General features: G+C 55.5%; 11 protein-coding genes. 9 read left to right on the top strand and 2 right to left on the bottom strand.

Annotated features, from left to right (window positions below; translation table 11 throughout):
- Positions 1-51: 51 nt before the first annotated feature.
- The gene (locus tag LBQ97_04040; protein ID MDR1831889.1) at positions 52-4281 is read right to left on the bottom strand and encodes a 2-hydroxyacyl-CoA dehydratase; all 4230 of its coding nucleotides are present in this window, start codon (positions 4279-4281) and stop codon (positions 52-54) included.
- Positions 4282-4303: 22 nt separating this feature from the next.
- Positions 4304-5026: an HAD-IB family hydrolase gene (locus tag LBQ97_04035; protein MDR1831888.1), complete on the bottom strand. Its 723-nt coding sequence runs from the start codon at positions 5024-5026 to the stop codon at positions 4304-4306.
- A gap of 198 nt (positions 5027-5224) precedes the next feature.
- On the opposite strand from LBQ97_04035, the gene LBQ97_04030 reads away from it, so the two are divergent.
- From LBQ97_04030 to LBQ97_03990, 9 genes are all read left to right on the top strand, one after another.
- On the top strand, positions 5225-6040 hold the full coding sequence (locus LBQ97_04030) for an endonuclease/exonuclease/phosphatase family protein (protein ID MDR1831887.1): 816 nt from the start codon (positions 5225-5227) through the stop codon (positions 6038-6040).
- 12 nt (positions 6041-6052) lie between these two features.
- Positions 6053-6700, top strand: a complete 648-nt coding sequence (locus tag LBQ97_04025) for a thiamine diphosphokinase (protein MDR1831886.1) — start codon at positions 6053-6055, stop codon at positions 6698-6700.
- 127 nt (positions 6701-6827) lie between these two features.
- Positions 6828-7205 (top strand): thioesterase family protein, encoded by a 378-nt coding sequence (locus tag LBQ97_04020; protein ID MDR1831885.1) that lies wholly within the window; start codon positions 6828-6830, stop codon positions 7203-7205.
- A 47-nt stretch (positions 7206-7252) separates the two neighbouring features.
- Positions 7253-8491, top strand: a complete 1239-nt coding sequence (locus LBQ97_04015) for a uracil-xanthine permease family protein (protein ID MDR1831884.1) — start codon at positions 7253-7255, stop codon at positions 8489-8491.
- 51 nt (positions 8492-8542) lie between these two features.
- Complete coding sequence (locus tag LBQ97_04010) at positions 8543-8902, top strand: hypothetical protein (protein ID MDR1831883.1); 360 nt, start codon at positions 8543-8545, stop codon at positions 8900-8902.
- A gap of 106 nt (positions 8903-9008) precedes the next feature.
- The gene (pepF, locus tag LBQ97_04005) at positions 9009-10826 is read left to right on the top strand and encodes an oligoendopeptidase F (GenBank protein MDR1831882.1); all 1818 of its coding nucleotides are present in this window, start codon (positions 9009-9011) and stop codon (positions 10824-10826) included.
- A 21-nt stretch (positions 10827-10847) separates the two neighbouring features.
- Positions 10848-12563 (top strand): signal peptide peptidase SppA, encoded by a 1716-nt coding sequence (gene sppA / locus LBQ97_04000; GenBank protein MDR1831881.1) that lies wholly within the window; start codon positions 10848-10850, stop codon positions 12561-12563.
- A gap of 75 nt (positions 12564-12638) precedes the next feature.
- On the top strand, positions 12639-12995 hold the full coding sequence (locus LBQ97_03995) for a YbaB/EbfC family nucleoid-associated protein (protein ID MDR1831880.1): 357 nt from the start codon (positions 12639-12641) through the stop codon (positions 12993-12995).
- 62 nt (positions 12996-13057) lie between these two features.
- Positions 13058-13984 carry an SPFH/Band 7/PHB domain protein gene (locus LBQ97_03990; GenBank protein MDR1831879.1) on the top strand — a complete coding sequence of 309 codons (927 nt, stop codon included), beginning with the start codon at positions 13058-13060 and terminating at the stop codon, positions 13982-13984.
- Positions 13985-14020: the final 36 nt, after the last annotated feature.

The raw sequence follows: 14020 nt of genomic DNA, 5'->3' as shown, positions 1-14020 counted from the left end.
TCACATTTTTGGCGTGAAGTCAATAGCGGAGGAAAATTTTTATCGGGAATTTCAGGCCCTGCGGAGATTTTTCCGGGCGACCGAGAGCATGAGCTTGATCCGGTTGAGCTGATTGACCTCGGAAAATCCCGGGTCATAGTCGATCGGCACGATATTGGCGTTGCGGAAATTTTCCCGCAGCTGCTTGATCATGCCCTTGCCGGTGATGTGGTTCGGCAGGCAGCCGAAGGGTTGCGTACACACGATATTGCCGACGCCGTGCTCGATAAATTCGATCATTTCCCCGAGGAGATACCAGCCTTCCCCCGACTGGTTGCCGATGGAAATGAACTTTGAGGTGATCTTCGCGATGTCCTGGATGGGGCGCTCGAGCATAAAGCGGCCCTTGTAGCGGGACAAGGCCTTGTTCAGGACCTTTGAGTAGCGGTTGATGTAAAACAACACCGCCCACAGCTTCAGCGTGGCAAAGGGGCCCCGGAAGCGGTTTTGCGTGTAAATCTCGCTGTAGATGCAGTATTTGACGAAGCCCATGAGGCTCGAGGTGTAGACCTCGCCCCCTTCCTTTTCGATGAAATCGGCCAGGTGATTGTTGGCGAAGGGGCTGAATTTCACCAAAATCTCGCCGACGATGCCGACTTTGATCTTTTCCTCCCAGGTCGTTTCGATGGCCGTAAAATCCTCAACGATACGGTTCACGTCCTTTTTGAAATCGCGGAAAAAGGCCAATTTCAGGTTTTCCTTGACCCGCTCGTTCCAGACTTCGTACAGTCTGTCCGTGGTTCCCTTGACAGTCTCGTAGGGGCGGATCGCGTAGACGAGCTTCATCAGGAGATCCCCGTAACTGACGGCCATGAGGCAGCGGTTGATCAAATCCATGGTCATTTTGAAGCCTTCCTGCTTCTCAAAGCCCGAGGCGTTCAGGGAAATGATCGGGACATAGCCGAAACCGGCGTCCATAATGGCTTTTTTGAGGAAGCCCATGTAGTTGGTGGCCCGGCAGCTGCCGCCGGTCTGGGAGATCATGACCGCCACCCGGTTGAGGTCGTAGCGGCCCGATTGCAGGGCCGAAATCAACTCCCCGATCACGAGGATCGAAGGATAGCAGGCGTCGTTATTGACGTATTTGAGGCCGCATTCCAGCGCCTGGGGCGTTTCTTCCAGCACTTCAAGGTTGTAGCCCTCCGTGGCGAAGGCCGTTTTGATCAGATCAAAGTGCATGGGCGCCATCTGCGGCACGAGGATCGTGTATTTTCGCCGCATTTTCTCCGTAAAGGGGATTTTGACGTACATTTTTTTGCGGATCGTCTTGGCGATCCGTTTTTTCTTGTATTCAAGGGCCGCCAAAAGGCTCCGGAGCCGTATTCTCACGGCGCCCAGATTGCTGATTTCGTCGATTTTCAGTAAGGTGTGGGTCTTCCCGTGGTTGGCGAGGATTTCCGACACCTGGTCCGTCGTCACGGCGTCGAGGCCGCAGCCGAAGCTGTTCAGCTCCACGAGCTCCAAATTCTTCGATTTGCCCACATAGGTGGCCGTCCGGTACAGCCGGGAGTGGTAGGTCCACTGGTCCACGACCCGCAGGTCTTCGTCGAGGGACGAAAGGGTCGCCACGGCGTCGCCGGTCAGGACCGCCATGCCGAAGGAATTGATGATGTTGGGGATCCCGTGATGGACTTCCCGGTCGAGGTGGTAGGGTCGTCCGGCCACCACAATTCCCGGTTTTTCCTTGGTTTCAAGGTCTTTTATGATTTCGAGGGCCTTTTCCCGGAGGTCCTTTCGGTAGCGGTGCTTCTCCTTGAGGGCCGCGTCCACGGCGAGGCGCACTTCGTAGCGGGTGACGCCGAGCCGGTCAAATTCCTCCAGCACGGTCTTTTCCAGCATTTCCCAGTTCTGGAAGGAGAAGAAGGGCGTCATAATATCAATGTTCCGCTCTTTGAGAATGTCCATGTTGTGCTTGATGACTTCGGGGTAGGACATGACCACGGGGCAGTTGTACTGGTTGTGGGATTTGCTGTCCTCTTTTTCCTCAAACATCACGCAGGGGTAAAAGATCCGTTTGACGCCTTTTTCGATGAGATCGACGATATGGCCGTGGACGAGTTTCGCGGGATAGCAGACCGAATCGGAGGAAATGGTGTCGATCCCTTTCTCATAGAGCCTCTTGGAGGAATCGCTCGAGAGGATGACCCGGAACCCCAGTTTCGTCAGAAGCGTAAACCAAAACGGATAAGAATCGTAAATATTTAATACCCGGGGAATTCCGATTTCCCCCCGGGGGGCCTGACTGGGCTCCAGCGGGGTGTAATTGAAGACCCGGTTGTACTGATAATCGATCATATTGGGCGCGTTTTCGCGGTTCAAATTGCCCAGGGGGCGCTCACAGCGATTGCCGGAAATAAACCTGCTGCCGTCGTCAAATTTGTTGACGGTCAGAAGACAGCGATTCGTGCAGAGCCCGCAGCGGGTGAGGTTCGTCGTGTAATGGAAGTTTTCCAACTCTTCGAGACTCAGCAGGGTCGAAGCGTCCCCGGCCGTTTCCCGGGCCACAAGGGCGGCCCCGAAGGCGCCCATAAGGCCCGCCACGTTAGGCCGAATAACTTCCCGTTCCGAGATGATCTCAAAAGCCCTCAGGACGCACTCGTTGAGGAAGGTTCCCCCCTGCACGACGATGTGCTCGCCGAGATCGTCTTTGTTCTTGATTTTGATGACCTTGAACAGCGTATTCTTGATGACGGAATAGGAGAGCCCCGCCGAGATGTCCCCGACGTCGACGCCGTCTTTTTGCGCCTGTTTGACTTTGCTGTTCATGAATACCGTACAGCGGGTGCCGAGGTCCGCCGGGGCTTTTGCGAGCAAGCCCTGTTCGGCGAATTCGCCGATCGTGAGATCGAGGGATTTGGCGAAGGTCTCCAAAAATGAGCCGCAACCGGAGGAACAGGCTTCGTTGAGCAAAATGGACGTAATGACGCCGTCTTCGATCTTGAGGCACTTCATGTCCTGGCCGCCGATGTCGAGGATGAAGTCCACATCGGGCTGGAAAAACCGCGCCCCTTCGTAATGGGCCATGGTTTCCACGATGCCCGTGTCGATCTTGAGGGCCGTTTTCAGGAGGTTTTCCCCGTAGCCCGTCACGCAGCTCGAGCGGATCGTTACGCCTTCGGGCAGCTTACCGTAGATGTCCTTGAGGATTTTGACGATGGTCTCCAGCGGCATGCCGTTATTTCCCGCGTAAAAGGAATACAAAATCCGGTTGTCCCCGGAAATCAGCACGGCCTTGATCGTCGTGGAACCCGCGTCGATGCCAAGGTACACGTCTCCACGCCAGCTCGCCAGATCCCCCGTGGCCACGGCCTTTTTGTTGTGTCGGGCCCGGAAAGCCGCGAGATCCGCCTCGTCCGAAAAAAGCCTCGGCAGGCGGGACGTGTCGGACATTTCCTTTCTGTTCAAAAGATCGATTTTCGCGGCGATATCGTCCGCCCCCAGGGCCTGCCCGTTGGCCGCCGCGTAGAGGGCCGCGCCAATGGCCACGAAGAGCTGGGAATTTTCCGGGAAGATCACGTCATCGGGGCTGAGATTCAGCGTCTCGATAAAGCGCTTGCGCAATTCGCTCAGGAAAAAGAGGGGGCCGCCCAGAAAGGCCACCTTGCCCTGGATCTTTTTCCCGCCCGCGAGGCCCGTGATCGTCTGATTTACGACGGCCTGCAGCACGGAAACCGCGATATTTTCTTTTTTCGCCCCTTCGTTGAGGAGCGGCTGGATATCGGTCTTGGCGAAGACGCCGCAGCGGGCCGCGATGGGATAGATCGTGTCATAATTCCTGGCGAGCTCGTTGAGGCCTGTGGCGTCGGTATTGAGGAGCGTCGCGATCTGGTCGATGAAGGCCCCGGTCCCCCCCGCGCAGGAGCCGTTCATGCGCTGGTCCATGGTCCCTTGCAAAAACGTGATCTTGGCGTCCTCGCCGCCCAACTCCACGGCTACGTCGGTCTCGGGAATGCGCTGCTGGATGGATTCCAGACAGGCGATGACTTCTTGGACAAAGGGGAGGTCAATGTATTCGGCTATGCCCATGCCCGCCGATCCCGTAAAGCAGATCTTGTAAGCGTTGTCTTTGCCGTAGCGCTCCTCCATGGCCCGCAAAAACTCCAGAACCAGATTTTTCGCCGTCTCCCGCACGCTCGAGAGATGGCGCTGATACAGAGAGTAGATAATTTCATTGTGTTCGTCGAGGCAGACGACCTTGATGGTGGTCGATCCCACGTCGACGCCGGTAAAAAATGTATTCATGCACAACCGCCTTTTGATGGATTCAGATCTCGATGGTTTCTACATCGGCGTTTACTTTATAAATGACGTCCTTCCGTTCGATGATGACGTCGGTTTTGGCCTTGAGGAGGGGGTCCCCGCCGAGGGCCCTCAGGAGCTCCCGGGAAGGATTGACGGCCCGGGGATGGCCCACGAGCCTCAGCATCGTCACGTCTCCGTTCGTATCGCCGTAGGCGTAGCTTTCGGGAAGGGCGATGTCGTATTTTTGACAGAAGCGGTCAATGGCCTGCAGTTTGTGTTTCGCGTCCCACATCGGGGAGATTTCCCCGGTCAGTTTCCCTTGCTCCGTATGATAGACGGAGCCGCAAAAATCAGCCGCGCCGAATCTTTCCGCCATGCGGGAGACCAGAAAATCCGGGCTTCCCGAGATAAAGATCACAAGGTGTCCCTGCTCCTTGTGCCGGCGGATCATGCCCCGGGTGTACTTGTAGACCTTGCCCCCCTTTGTCTGCATGACCTGGTCGGAGACAAAGTCGTTGTAGGCCTCGGGCAGCCCCTTGATGACGTCTTTATACGTATCCGCGAGACCCTCGAGGTATTTGTCGTAGTCGCCTTTGCGCTCGTCCCAGAGCTTGTAGTTTTCCTTTACCCGGCTGTCATAGACGCCCGGGTCCACGAGGTCATACTGGATCAGTTTGTTGAAATGTTCGATCAACAGGGAATTTCGGTATATGGTGCCGTCAATGTCAAAGAAGGCCGCAATCATGAGGATCACCCCGGGAGAAAGGAATTACAAAAACCGGAAACCGGATTTTTGTTTCTGCTTTTATTATAGCGGATAACCCGCCCGTTGTCAAATGAAATGCTTGCGTCATTGTCCGGCCCGGATTTCCTTTTTCCCGTTGACGAACGGCCCCGGGTATGTTACAATAGGGAAAATCTTTCGAAAAAGGATGTGTTTACGATGAAAAAGGTACTGGCGCTGCTCATTGCCCTCTCGTCCCTTATGCTTGCGGATACCGCGAAAATCGCCTCTTTCAATGTCCTCAGGCTCGGAAAGTCCAAAAAAGACTACGGACGGCTGGCGGGCGTCGTCTCCCAATTCGATATCACCGGTCTTTTGGAGGTCATGAACCGGGCGGGCGTCGAGGAATTGATCCGGGCCCTCGAAAAAAAGACCGGAGGGAAATGGGGCTATCATCTCTCCCCTTATGCCGTGGGAAGCGGCGAGTACCGGGAATATTACGCCTGGGTATACCGGAAGGACCGGGTCGCTTTCCTCAAAGAAGCGGGCTTTTACCCCGGTGGAGAGGGGTTCTCGCGGGAACCCTGCGGGGCGGACTTCCGGATCGGGAACTTCGATTTCACCTTTGTTTTGGTCCACATCATCTTCGGGGACAATGAAAGCCGCCGGCGGAGCGAGATCTTCCGCCTGGACCGGGTCTACGCCTTCTTTCAGGACGCCGATCCCGCCGAAAACGACGTGATCATCGCAGGCGACTTCAATATGAGCGCCCTGGACGAGGCCTTTGAAAATCTCACGGGCCATAAAGACCGGATTATCCCGGCTATGGATCCCCTGATCAAAACGACTTTGGGGACGGGAAAACTGGCCAGTTCCTACGACAATATTTTTCTCTCCCTCGTCCACACGGACGAATTTACCGGGCAGAGCGGCGCCCTTGATTTTACGGCTGGCGATTATGCCGGGGCAAAAGCCGCCGTTTCCGACCATTTGCCGGTATTTATCGTTGTGGATACGACGGAAGACGACGATTAAAAGGGGTTTGCGATGGCTGTGGCCTATGTGATTTTAAACGGGGAACTCAGAGGATCCCCGGACTTTTACCGGAAACGGCTGGCGGAGACGCCCGGGGATGTCTTTTGCGCCGACGGCGGCGCGCGCCACGCTGAATATCTCGGGATCACGCCCCTGGCCCTCTACGGCGATTTTGATTCCGCCGATCCCGCGCTCCTTTCCCGATACGCGGGACAGGGCGTGGAAATTCATCGTTTCCCGGTCCGGAAGGACAAGACCGACGGCGAAATCCTGCTGGAAGCTTTGGCCGACCGGCATTATGAAAAGATCTTTATTCTCGCGGGGACCGGCGGACGGAGCGATCATTTTCTCATGAACCTGCAGCTGGCCTTTCGCTTTGAGGGGCTGGTTTTTCTGGCCGAAGGCGAGGAGATGTTCGCGGTCGAAAGCGGCGCCGTCCTCGAAGATTGCCTGGGCGCGACGGTCTCTTTTCTCGCGGTCGGGGGACCCGTCCGGGGGCTTTTTCTGGAAGGCTTCCGCTATCCGCTCACAGACGCCGTTCTTTGGCCCGGCAGCTCCCTTTGCGTGAGCAACGTGGCCACGGCAGAAAAATGTTTCGTAAAATTTGAAAGCGGACAACTTTTCTGCGTCGTTTCCACGAAAGCGCTTGATTTTTCCTGATCCCGGGGGACCCGCCCCCTTCGCAAAACCCGAAATGTCCTTATTGACAAAAGGGGGCCGGGAGTGATAAAATAGAAAAAATTTGTGTTCGCGATCCTGCGGACGACATAAGACTACGGGAGGAGAAATGCTGCAGGAAGGAATGACCAAAAAGGCGGAAAAGACCGTGGGTCCCGGTGAAACGGCCAGGGTTTTGACCTCCGGGGCGGCCGACGTGTTCTCGACGCCGATGCTGCTGGCTTTTATGGAAAATACGGCTTTTACGCTGGCGGAGCCCCATCTGGGCCCGGGAGAATCTACGGTGGGCCTCTCGGCCAACCTCAAGCATCTGAAGGCCAACGCCGTCGGCGACAAAATCACTTGCACGGCGCGGCTCGACAAGATCGAGGGAAAAAAACTCACATTTCATATCACGGTGGACTACGCGGGGGAACTTGTCGGGGAAGCCGTCCATGAGCGCTACATCATCAATATGGAAAAATTTATGGCTAAAATGAAAAGATAGGATTTCCTGTCTTTTTTTTCGGACAATATCAAAAATTTAACGGAGGGATGAAAAAAGTGGATGAATTCAAATTGGCAGGCAGAACGAAACTGATTCTGGGGGCGCAGCACGTGTTGGCCATGTTCGGGTCGACGGTCCTCGTCCCCTTTCTGACGGGGCTGAACCCGTCCATCGCCTTGATCGCCGCGGGCGCGGGGACCTTGCTGTTCCATTTTGTGACCAAGGGCAAAGTACCCGCTTTTCTGGGCTCTTCATTCGCCTTTATCGGCGCGATCCAGCTGGTTTTGAAAAATCAGGGGATTTCCGCGGTCAAGGGCGGCGTCATCGTGGCGGGCCTGATCTACGTGATCCTCGCCTGGCTCGTGAAGACCTACGGCGCGGCAAAGGTCACGTCCTTTCTGCCCCCGGTCGTGACAGGCCCCGTGATTATGGTTATCGGTCTGCGCCTGAGCCCCGTGGCCATCAACATGGCTATGTACAAGGACGGCGCCTTCAACCTGAGCTACCTTTTCGTGGCCCTCGTCGTGATCGCGACGATGATCGTCGTTTCGAGTCTCGGCCATTCGTTCTTCCGGCTTGTTCCGATTCTGATTTCCGTATTCGTGGGCTATCTCGTGTCGGCGGCCATGGGCATGGTGAATTTCTCGGTTATCGGCGAAGCCAAATGGTTCGGCCTCTCGGCCGACGCCATGCGTGACCTCACGGCCCTGCCTTCCTTTTCCGCGGGCGCCATCCTGGCCATCGCCCCCATCGCCATCGTGACCTTTATCGAGCACATCGGCGATATCACCACGATCGGGGCCGTGGCCGGAAAAGATTTCTTCGTCGATCCCGGCGTGCACAAGACCCTTTTGGGCGACGGGCTGGCGACCTCGCTGGCGGGCCTGCTGGGCGGTCCTTCCAATACGACATACGGGGAAAATACCGGCGTTCTGGCCGTCACCAAGATTTATGACCCCCGGGTGCTCCAGATTGCCGCGGTATACGCGATTATCCTGGGCCTGCTGGGAAAATTCGGCGTGATCCTGCAAACGATCCCCACGCCGGTTATGGGCGGTATTTCCGTGATCCTGTTCGGAATGATCGCCGCCATCGGCGTACGCATGGTGGTCGACGCGAAGCTCGATTTTTCCAACTCGAGAAATCTTCTGATCGCGGCGCTGATTCTCGTCTCGGGCATTGCCATCAACGAAATCGCCATCTGGCAGACCCTTTCGCTTTCGGGCTTGACCATCGCGGCCCTCGTGGGAATTTTCCTCAATAAAATTTTACCGCAAGACAAATAAAGCCGAATATGATATAATGTATTCAATCTCACACAAGGAAGGTGAATAGACATGAAAAAATACATTTTTATTATTCTTCTGGTAATTTTTGCGGCCCTCGGCTATTTCAGCGGCGTCTTTACCGGCGGCGAGAACAAAATTGAGCGCTGGTACAAGGGGACCGTGGAAAAGACGGAAACCGTCGTGGAAAAGGCGAAAGCGAAGACCGAAGCGGTTGTGGAAGCGGCTAAAGAAAAGACCGAAGCCGTAGTGGAAGCGGCAAAAGAAAAAACCGAAGCGGTCGTGGAAAAGGTGAAAGAAAAGGCCGAAGCCGCCAGGACCGAAGTTAAGGAAGAAGCCGGCGAAGTGAAAACCGAAGCCGTGGAAAAGGCGGAAGTCGTGGAGGAAAAAAGCAGTGAAGAAAAGCCTTAAAGACGCAAGCAGAACCACAAAGGCCTTCCTTGCGGCGCTGTTGGTATGTTTTTCCTGCGCCGCCGCGGGAAACGGAAATCCCCAAACGCAAAAGGGAGAAAACAAAATCATGAAACGTGAAGAAATCGATGCAAAATACAAATGGAACCTTACGGATATCTATGCCGACTGGAAAACCTGGGACGGCGATCTGGAAAAAGCAAGAAAACTCATGGCGGAAATCGTTTCCTATCAAGGGAAAATGAGCCAAAGCGCGGAGAATTTCGTCAAGGTCATGACGACGGACGAGGAATTGTCCAAGCTGGCCGACAAACTCTACCTGTACCCCTATATGCGCAAGGACCTCAATTCCAAAGACACGGAGGCCTCGGAGCGCCTGCAGCTCATGGACGCGGTCATGACCGAATACTCGGTCAATACGGCCTGGATGACGCCGGAATTGCTCACGATCCCGCAGGCGACCATGGAAGAATGGATCGCCAAATATGACGCCCTGAAACCCCACGCCTTCAATCTGCGAGAACTCTACCGGATGCAGCGCCACGTGCTGGACCCCGAACGGGAGAAACTCCTCTCCTATTTCGGGCAGTATCTGGGCGCTCCCCACGACGTCTACAGCGAGCTGTCCATTTCCGACGTCAAGTTCCGGGAGGTGGAGCTCTCGGACGGCTTCAAGGGCCCGGTGACCAACGGGGCCTATTCGAAGATTCTCTCGACCAACCGCAGTCAGGAAGACCGGAAAAAGGCCTTTGAGGCCATGTATGGCGTCTATGAGGAGAGCAAAAATACCTACGGGGCCATTTACCGGGCGCTCCTGCAACGGGACGCGGCCGTATCGAAGGCCAAGAACTACGCCTCGTCGCTGGAACGGGCTCTGGAGCCCAAGAACGTGGCGCCCGAAGTCTATATGGCGCTCCTCGATTCGGCCCTCAAGAATACCGCGCCCCTCAAGCGTTACGTGGCGCTCCGGAAAAAGGCCATGGGCCTTTCCGAATACCATTATTACGACAATTCCATCAACATCGTCGACTACAAGCGCGTCTTCCCCTATGACGAGGCCAAGGAGATCGTCATCAAGGCCGTAGCCCCCCTGGGGGAGGACTATGCGGGAAAAATCAAGCGGGCCATCGGCGAAGGCTGGCTTGACGTCTTCGAGACGGAAAACAAGCGGAGCGGCGCCTACTCCATCGGAATATACGGCGTCCACCCCTATATGCTCCTGAACTATCAGTCCACGCTGGACGACGTCTTTACGCTGGCCCATGAGCTGGGGCACACGATCCATACGATGCTCTCCCATGAGACCCAGCCCTTCCCGACGTCAAATTATACTATTTTTGTAGCTGAAGTCGCCTCGACCTTCAACGAGCGCCTGCTCCTTGATCACATGATCCGGGAGAGCAAGGACCCCGTGGAGAAGATCGCCCTTCTTGAGCAGGCCCTCGGCAACATCGTGGGGACCTATTACATCCAGACGCTCTTCGCCAACTACGAGTACCAGGCCCACAAGCTGGTGGAAGACCAGAAGCCGGTCACCCCCGACAGCCTGAGCGCCATTATGGACGGGCTCTTTACGCAATATTTCGGCGACGTCCTGACGAAGGACGAGCTGCAAAACGTGATCTGGGCGAGAATCCCCCATTTCTTCAATTCCCCCTACTATGTCTACCAGTATTCCACGAGCTTCGCGAGTTCGGCGAACCTCTACGACAGGATCACGAACGAAAAACACGGCGAAGCGGAACGGAAACAGGCTCTGGATCAGTATTTGGAGCTTTTGCGCTCCGGCGGCGACGACAACCCCATGGCCCAGTTGAAAAAGGCCGGCGTGGATCTTTCAAAGCCCGAGAGCTTTGACGCCGTAGGCAAGGAATTCGACCGGCTGCTGGACATCCTCGAGGGCGAATTGGCGAAACTCAAATAAGATCTGTACCCGGGAGGAACCGTGAAAATCGTCAATCTCATCTTAAAATTTTTGCTTTTTATCGTCAAGGAAATCCTGTCTTTCTTCATCAAGCTGTTTTTACTGCTTTTCGTGATCGTTTCCATCGTGGGGATCCTTTCCACGAAAAAAATCGTGCGGGAGACAACCATCGCGAAAAATTCCTGGGTGGAGGTGGACCTCAACCGGAAAATCTACGAAAAAAAGACCAATCTCCCGAGCTTCTTCGGCGAACGGGACCTGAGCTTCTTTACGCTTCTGGAAAGCCTCAAGGCCATCGGCGACGACGCCAACGTGACCGGGGTCATTATGCGACTGGACGGCATGTCCCTCTCCTACGGGCAGATCGAGGAGATTTCGGCTCTGATCCGGGAGATGAAGCTCAAGGGAAAGACCGTCTACGCCTGGACGACGGGGCTCAACAACGGCAGATACTGGCTGGCCTCGACGGCGGACAGGATCGTCATGCCGCCCGCGGCGGGCGCCTCGGTCAATCTCGGCGGATATTATACGGAAATCGGCTATTTCAAAGGCCTTTTGGATAAATTGGGGATAGCGGTCCAGGTCATCCATGTGGGGGAGTACAAATCCTATGGGGAGACGTTTATCCGGGATCGCATGTCGCCCGAGTACCGGCGGAATTTGACCGAGATTTACGACAAGATTCTGAGCGCTTTTCTCAGGGATATTGCCGTGGCCCGCAAGCAGAACCGCTCGACCCTTGAGGCCCTTCTCCTCAAAGGGGAGCTGATGGCCTCTTCCCCCGCAAAGCTGAAAGCGCTGGGACTCATTGACGAAACGCAGTACTACAGCGACCTCACGGCCCCCATGGGAGACCGGCTCGTCAACATCAACAAATACATTTTCGCGAACAATATCGGCTCGCGGAACCCGAAAAAGAACAAAATCGCCGTGATCACCGCCGAAGGGGACATCATCAATACCCGGAGCAAGAGCCGCGGATACATCTACCCCGCCGGTCTGATCGCCGATCTCGAAAAGGCGCGGAAAAACGCCGACATCAAGGGAATTGTCCTGAGGATCAACAGCCCCGGCGGATCGGCCCTCGCTTCGGACATCATAGCGGCCAAGATCCGCGAGGTCCGGGCGCAGAAGCCCGTCTACATCTCCATCGGCGGCATGGCCGCCTCGGGGGGCTACTACATCGCCTCGGCCGGCAGCAAGATCTACGCCTCCGCGGGGAGCGTCACGGGATCCATCGGCGTTGTGAGTCTCATTCCCAATTTGAGCAAACTCCTCAACGAAAAAGGAGCCGTCGCCGTCGAGACCATCAAAAAAGGCGATTATACGGATCTCTATTCCGTGGGGACGCCCTTTACGGCCGAACGCATGCAAAAGCTGCAGGCGTCCGCCGAAGCGGTCTACGAAGATTTTCTCCGGGCCGTGGCCGCGGGCCGCAACAGAAATGTGGAAGACATCGAAAAAATCGCGGGCGGCAAAGTCTGGCTCGGCGTGGATGGCGTGAAAAACGGCCTTGTCGATGAGATCGGGGGGCTGGGCGAGTGTATAGCGGGGCTCGCGCGGGATTACGACGTCAGGGAGTATTCGGTCGTGGAGATCACCACGATTCCGGGGATCGATTCCTTCCTTGAGGACTACGTGCCGATGAGCAGGCTCTTTCGCCTGGTGGAGAGCGCCGATCTCACGAAGGAATATTATTTTACGCCGCTCCCCTATTTTCCCTACGACATCCGCTGATACCCGCAAAAAATCCTTGAAAAAACCAGCGTACTTTGCTATAATAGCATACGCGAACAAATAACGGAGGAAAAAATGGTCAGAAAACTGAAGACAACGAAAACGCCTGCGGCTGCGGGCAATCAGGAAGACATCCTGCGGCAGGCCCAGGATATGCAGAAAAAAATGCTGGAAATCCAGGAAGAATTAAAGGCAAAGGAACTTGAGGCCTCGGTGGGCGGCGGCGCCGTCATCGCCAAGGTCAACGGACAGAAGGAGCTCCTGGCGGTAAAGCTCAGCGAGGACATCCTCAAAGAAGGCGCCCAGGACAAGGAAATGCTCGAAGACCTGATCCTGTCGGCCGTCAGGGAAGCCATGCGGCAGGCCGACGAGCTGGCCGAAGCGGAAATGAACAAAGTCACCGGCGGCGTCAGCATCCCGGGGCTTTTCTGAAAACAAGCGACATGGTAAGTTAAGGTAACAAGAGACAAGGGATCTCTTGGGGAGGGAAGAATATGGATATGGTAGCGGGATTGAGCGGATTGAAACTGGTCGTGGGAGCGATTCTCCTGCTCGTCTTTCTGTTTGTGATCTTTACCCATGTGCGGACGGTGCCCGAATCCAGGGCCTATGTCATCGAGCGCATCGGGAAGTATTCGACGACCTGGACGAGCGGCATCAACGTGCTCTTTCCTTTTATTGACAAAATCCGGAAGAATATTTCGCTGAAGGAACAGGTAATCGATTTCAAACCCCAGCCTGTGATCACCAAGGACAACGTGACGATCCAGATTGACTCGGTGCTCTATTTCCAGATCACGGATCCCAAGCTCTACACCTACGGCATTGAAAACCCCATGATCGCCATCGAGAACCTGACGGCCACCACGCTCCGAAACATCATCGGCGGCATGGACCTTGAGGAGACGCTGACGTCCCGGGACAAGATCAACGCCGAAATGCTGATTATTTTGGACGAGGCCACGGATCCCTGGGGCATGAAGATCACCCGGGTGGAATTGAAAAACATCGATCCCCCGCAGGAGATCAAAGTCGCCATGGAACGTCAGATGAAGGCCGACCGCGAAAAGCGCGAGGCCATCTTGCGGGCAGAGGGACAGAAGCAGGCCGTCATCCTCGTGGCCGAGGGGGAAAGGGAATCGACGATCCTCCGGGCCGAGGCCGCCAAAGAGGCGGAAATTCTGAAGGCCGAAGCCATCAAACAGGCCATGATCAAAGAAGCCGAAGGGCGCGCCGAAGCGATCCGGGTCATCAAAGAGGCCGGGGCGGACGACAAGTTTATCGCGCTTCAGGGTCTGGACGCCTTTACGAAAATGGCCAACGGACAGGCCACAAAGCTCATTATCCCGGCGGAATTGAAAAATATCGCGACATTGACCGGCATTTTTGGGGACCTGACAAAGGACAATCCCGGAAAATAACGTTTGACAAAGGGCCGTGAATGTGATAGAATAATA

This window comes from Fusobacteriaceae bacterium (genome assembly GCA_031272775.1).
In the GTDB taxonomy this organism is placed as follows: Bacteria; Fusobacteriota; Fusobacteriia; order Fusobacteriales; family Fusobacteriaceae; genus JAISST01.
Note: the sequence above shows the minus strand (reverse complement) of the source record. Positions and strands in the feature narration are given on the sequence as shown.